The organism is Pseudomonas sp. XP2, assembly GCF_053557975.1.
In genome coordinates, this window is sequence record NZ_JBNRIK010000002.1 from 345,347 (window position 1) to 350,621 (window position 5,275).

Sequence of the window (5,275 nt, forward strand, 5' to 3'; positions counted from 1 at the left end):
TGTTTATCGAACCCTGAACTACGCTCACAGTCGCATTCCACAAATCATTTGTGCACAAGCAAGGAGCCAGCATGGCGTTGATACGTCCGTTGTCGGTCGTCTGCCTGGGGCTGCTTTACATGCTCACTGGCTGTAGCAAGGAAGAGGTCCCCGAGACGCTGCCTCGGGTTGGTGTGCAGCAGGTCCAGCCCACCGACTTCGCTGCCCGGGTTACCCTGACCGGCGACGTACAGGCGCGGGTGCAGACCGACCTGTCATTCCGGGTTGGCGGCAAGATCATTTCGCGCAGCGTGGATGTGGGCGATCACGTGAAGGCCAACCAGGTGCTGGCCCGGCTGGACCCGAAAGACCTGCAGAACAACGTCAACTCGGCCAAGGCCGAGGTGTTTGCCGCGCAGGCGCGGGTCACCCAGACCAGCGCGGCCTTTGTGCGCCAGCAAAAACTGTTGCCCAAGGGCTACACCAGCCAGAGCGAGTACGATTCCGCCGAAGCCGCGCTGCGCAGTAACCAGAGCGCGCTCAAGGCCGCCCAGGCGCAACTGGCTAACGCCAACGAACAACTCAGCTATACCGCACTGGTCTCCGAGGCCGCCGGGGTCATCACCGAGCGCCAGGCCGAGGTTGGCCAGGTGGTGCAGGCGACCATGCCAATCTTCAGCCTGGCCACTGACGGCGACCGCGATGCAGTGTTCAACGTCTACGAATCACTGCTGGTAGCGCCGCCCAGCGATGCGGGGGTGATCGTCAGCCTGCTGGACGACCCCAAGGTCCAGGCGCATGGCTTCGTGCGCGAGATCACGCCCACGGTGTCTGCGCAAAGCGGCACGGTGCAGGTCAAGGTAGGCCTGAAGGACGTACCAGCAGGTATGCAACTGGGCGCACCCGTGACCGCCACCACCAATGCTCAGGGCCGGCCCAGCATCGAGCTGCCGTGGTCGGCACTGACCAAGGCCCTGCATGACCCCGCCGTGTGGGTGGTGGGCGAGGGCGACAAGGTGGAATTGCGCAAAGTCGAAGTCAGCCGTTACCTCACCGGCAAGATTGTGGTCGCCAGTGGCCTGAAGGGTGGTGAAACCGTGGTGGTCACGGGTGGGCAGCTGCTGCACCCCGGCATGCAGGTGCAAAAGGTCGACGCCAAGGCCCAAGGGGGTGAGCTATGAAGCGCCTGCTGCTGATGCTGTCGGCCGGCGTATTGCTGGCTGGCTGCAGTAGCGAGGAAGAGGCCCCCGAGCCGGTTCGGCCGGTGCTGTCGGTCAAGGTCGAACCCCAGGTACAGGCGCAACTGGGCCGCTTCGCCGGCAGTATCCAGGCGCGTTTCGAAAGCACCCTGGGCTTCCGGGTTTCCGGGCGCATTGCCCGGCGCTGGCTGGATGTGGGCGCCCAGGTGAAGCCCGGCGACACCTTGGCCACCCTCGACCCCACCGACCAGCAGAACCAGCTGCGCGCCGCCGAAGGCGACCTGGCCAAGGTGCAGGCGCAGTGGATCAACGCCCAGGCCGATGCCCGTCGCCAGCAACAGCTGTATGACCGTGGCGTTGGTGCCCAGGCCCAGCTGGATATCGCCCAGACCAACCTGAAAACCACCAGTGCGGCGCTGGAGCAGGCGCGCTCTGCGCTCAGCCAGGCTCGCGACCAGCTCGACTACAGCACCTTGCGCACCGACCACGCCGCCGTGATCACCGCATGGCAGGCCGAAGCCGGGCAAACCGTTACGGCCGGCCAAGCGGTGGTGACCTTGGCCCGACCGGATGTGAAAGAAGCGGTAATCGACCTGCCGATCGGGCTGGCTGAGCAGTTGAGCAAAGGCCTGACCTTCACCGTTGCCTCGCAACTCGACCCGACCATCAGCACCACGGCCAGCCTGCGCGAACTGGAACCCCAGGCCGACGCCACCACCCGTACCCGCCGCGCCCGCCTGACGCTGGCCAGCACGCCAGCGGCGTTCCACCTGGGCACTGCCATCAGCGTGACCCTGAGCTCTGAAGTGACGCCTCGTAGCGAGCTGCCCTTGAGCGCGTTGCTGGAGCGTGACGGCAAGACTCAGGTGTGGGTGATCGATACGCAGCAGAAGACCGTGGCAACCCGTGACGTGGAGCTGATCGAGCGTACCGCCGACAGCATCGTGCTGACGTCAGGCGTGCAGCCCGGCGAGCGCGTGGTTACCGCGGGTGTGAACAGCCTCAAGCCTGGCCAGAAGGTCACCTTCGACGAGGATGCGCAATGAAAGGAAGCTTCAACCTCTCCGAATGGGCGCTCAAGCACCAGTCATTCGTGTGGTATCTGATGTTCGTTGGCCTGCTGATGGGGATTTTTTCGTACTTCAACCTCGGGCGCGAGGAAGACCCGTCATTCACCATCAAGACCATGGTCATCCAGACCCGCTGGCCCGGTGCGACCCAGGACGAAACCCTGTACCAGGTCACCGACCGCATCGAGAAAAAGCTCGAAGAACTCGACTCGCTCGACTACACCAAGAGCTACACCCGCCCCGGTGAATCCACGGTCTACGTCTACCTGCGCGACACCACCAAGGCCAAGGACATTCCGGATATCTGGTACCAGGTGCGCAAGAAGATCCAGGACATTCGTGGCGAATTCCCGGTGGGCATCCAGGGCCCGGGTTTCAACGACGAATTCGGTGATGTATTCGGCTCGATCTACGCCTTTACCGCCGACGGCCTGACCTTGCGCCAACTGCGTGACTACGTGGAACAGGCCCGGGCCGAGGTGCGCGATGTGCCCAACATCGGCAAGATCGAGCTGGTCGGCACTCAGGACGAAGTGCTGTACCTGAACTTCTCCACCCGCAAGCTGGCCGCCCTGGGCATTGACCAGCGCCAGGTGATGCAGGCCCTGCAATCGCAGAACGCGGTGACCCCGGCTGGCGTCATCGAGGCCGGCCCGGAACGTATTTCGGTGCGTACCTCTGGCCAGTTTGCCTCGGAAAAGGACCTGCAAACCGTCAACCTGAGGATCAACGACCGCTTCTTCCGCCTGGCCGACATCGCCGACATCGAGCGCGGATACGTCGACCCGCCTTCACCGATGTTCCGCTACAACGGCCAGACGGCGTTGGGCCTGGCCATCGGCATGAAGGCCGGTGGCAATATCCAGGTGTTCGGTGAGGCGCTGAAAAAGCGCATGGACAAAGTGGTCCAGGACTTGCCGATAGGTGTCGGCGTACACACCGTGTCGGACCAGTCCGTGGTGGTCAAGCAAGCGGTCGGCGGCTTTACCAGTGCGCTGTTCGAGGCAGTGGTGATTGTGTTGGCCGTCAGTTTTGTCAGCCTCGGCGTGCGTGCGGGCCTGGTGGTGGCCTGTTCGATCCCGCTGGTGCTGGCCATGGTGTTCGTGTTCATGGAGTACAGCGGCATCACCATGCAGCGGATATCGCTGGGGGCGTTGATCATTGCGCTTGGCCTGCTGGTGGACGATGCGATGATTACCGTGGAGGTGATGGTCACGCGGCTGGAAATGGGCGAAAGCAAGGAGCAGGCGGCGACATTCGCCTACACCTCCACAGCCTTTCCCATGCTGACCGGCACCTTGGTGACCGTGGCGGGTTTTGTGCCTATCGGCCTGAACGCCAGCTCCGCGGGTGAATACACCTTCACCCTGTTCGCGGTCATCGCCGTGGCCCTGATCGTGTCTTGGGTGGTGGCAGTGTTCTTTGCGCCGGTGCTAGGGGTGCATATTCTCAAGAGCGACAAGGTCAAGGCCCATGAGGCTGAGCCTGGCCGTGTCGGGCGGGCATTTGAAGGCGGGTTGCTGTGGTGCATGCGCAACCGCTGGTTGACCATCATCGGTACCGTGGTGCTGTTCGCGCTGGCGCTCTTTTGCATGCGCTTCGTGCAGAACCAGTTCTTCCCGTCCTCGGACCGCCCGGAAATTCTCGTCGACCTCAACCTGCCACAGAACGCCTCGATCGAGGAAACGCGCAAGGTGGTCGACCGCTTCGAGGCGCGGATCAAGGACGACCCGGACCTGGTGCACTGGAGCACTTACATTGGTCAGGGTGCGGTCCGCTTCTACCTGCCCCTCGACCAGCAGTTGCAGAACCCTTACTACGCGCAGCTGGTGATTGTCAGCAAAGGCTTCGAAGAGCGCCAGGGCATGATGGAGCGTTTGCAGAAGATCCTGCATGAAGAGTTCGTCGGCATTGGCTCCAATGTGCAGTCGCTGGAAATGGGCCCGCCTGTAGGGCGGCCGATCCAGTACCGGGTCAGTGGTCCTGATATCGATCAGGTGCGCAAGCACGCGATCGAACTGGCCACCTTGCTTGACCAGAACAAGCACATCGGCGAGATGATCTACGACTGGAACGAGCCGGGTAAGGTGCTGCGGGTGGAAATCGCCCAGGACAAGGCACGCCAGCTGGGGCTGTCGTCGGAAGACGTGGCCAATGTGATGAACAGCATCGTCAGTGGCGTGCAGATCACCCAGGTCAACGACAACATCTACCTGGTGGACGTGGTCGCGCGGGCCGAAGACAGTGAGCGCGGCTCGCCCGATACCCTGCAGAACCTGCAGATTCTCACCCCCAATGGTACTTCGATCCCGCTGCTGTCATTCGCTACCGTGCGCTACGAGCTGGAGCAGCCGCTGGTGTGGCGCCGGGATCGCAAGCCGACCATCACCCTCAAGGCTTCGGTCACTGGCGAGATCCAGCCCACCGACCTGGTGGCACAGCTCAAGCCGAAGATCGATGAGTTCGCCAGCCAGCTGCCGGTCGGTTACGAAGTGGCCACTGGCGGTACGGTGGAGGAGAGCAGCAAGGCCCAGGGCCCGATCGCCAAGGTCATTCCGCTGATGCTGTTCCTGATGGCGACCTTCCTGATGATCCAGCTGCACAGCGTGCAGAAGCTGTTCCTGGTGGTCAGCGTGGCGCCGCTGGGGTTGATCGGTGTAGTGCTGGCGCTGGTGCCCACCGGTACCCCGATGGGCTTCGTGGCGATCCTCGGCATCCTGGCGCTGGCGGGCATCATCATTCGTAACTCGGTGATTCTGGTGACCCAGATCGACGAGTTCGAAGCCCAGGGCTTCTCGCCTTGGGATGCGGTAGTGGAAGCCACCAACCATCGTCGGCGGCCGATCCTGCTGACTGCGGCGGCTGCGAGCCTGGGCATGATCCCGATCGCCCGCGAGGTGTTCTGGGGGCCGATGGCCTACGCCATGATTGGCGGGATCATCGTGGCAACGCTGCTGACGCTGCTGTTCCTGCCGGCGCTGTATGTGGCCTGGTACAAGATTCGCGAGCCGCAGAAACAAAACTGAA

Annotated in this window: 3 protein-coding genes; all 3 read left to right on the top strand. The window is 63.0% G+C overall.

What is annotated here, in order from left to right:
- Positions 1–71: 71 nt before the first annotated feature.
- Genes ACK1VC_RS04465 through ACK1VC_RS04475 form a run of 3 tightly spaced genes read left to right on the top strand, consistent with a single transcriptional unit; the run spans position 72 to position 5,274 of the window.
- Positions 72–1,160: an efflux RND transporter periplasmic adaptor subunit gene (locus ACK1VC_RS04465; protein WP_016489719.1), complete on the top strand. Its 1,089-nt coding sequence runs from the start codon at positions 72–74 to the stop codon at positions 1,158–1,160.
- A complete protein-coding gene (locus ACK1VC_RS04470) occupies positions 1,157–2,224 on the top strand; it encodes an efflux RND transporter periplasmic adaptor subunit (protein ID WP_016489718.1) in 1,068 nt (355 codons plus the stop codon). The genes ACK1VC_RS04465 and ACK1VC_RS04470 overlap by 4 nt, the downstream gene beginning before the upstream one ends.
- Entirely contained in the window at positions 2,221–5,274 is a 3,054-nt protein-coding gene (locus ACK1VC_RS04475) for an efflux RND transporter permease subunit (protein WP_191087090.1), read from the top strand. Before ACK1VC_RS04470 ends, ACK1VC_RS04475 begins: the two co-directional genes overlap by 4 nt.
- Position 5,275: the final 1 nt, after the last annotated feature.

What these genes read in the sequence shown, in the direction of transcription:
- ACK1VC_RS04465 (WP_016489719.1), top strand. Translation starts at nt 72, where the DNA reads ATGGCGTTGATACGTCCGTTGTCGGTCGTCTGCCTGGGGCTGCTTTAC.
- ACK1VC_RS04470 (WP_016489718.1), top strand. Translation starts at nt 1,157, where the DNA reads ATGAAGCGCCTGCTGCTGATGCTGTCGGCCGGCGTATTGCTGGCTGGC.
- ACK1VC_RS04475 (WP_191087090.1), top strand. Translation starts at nt 2,221, where the DNA reads ATGAAAGGAAGCTTCAACCTCTCCGAATGGGCGCTCAAGCACCAGTCA.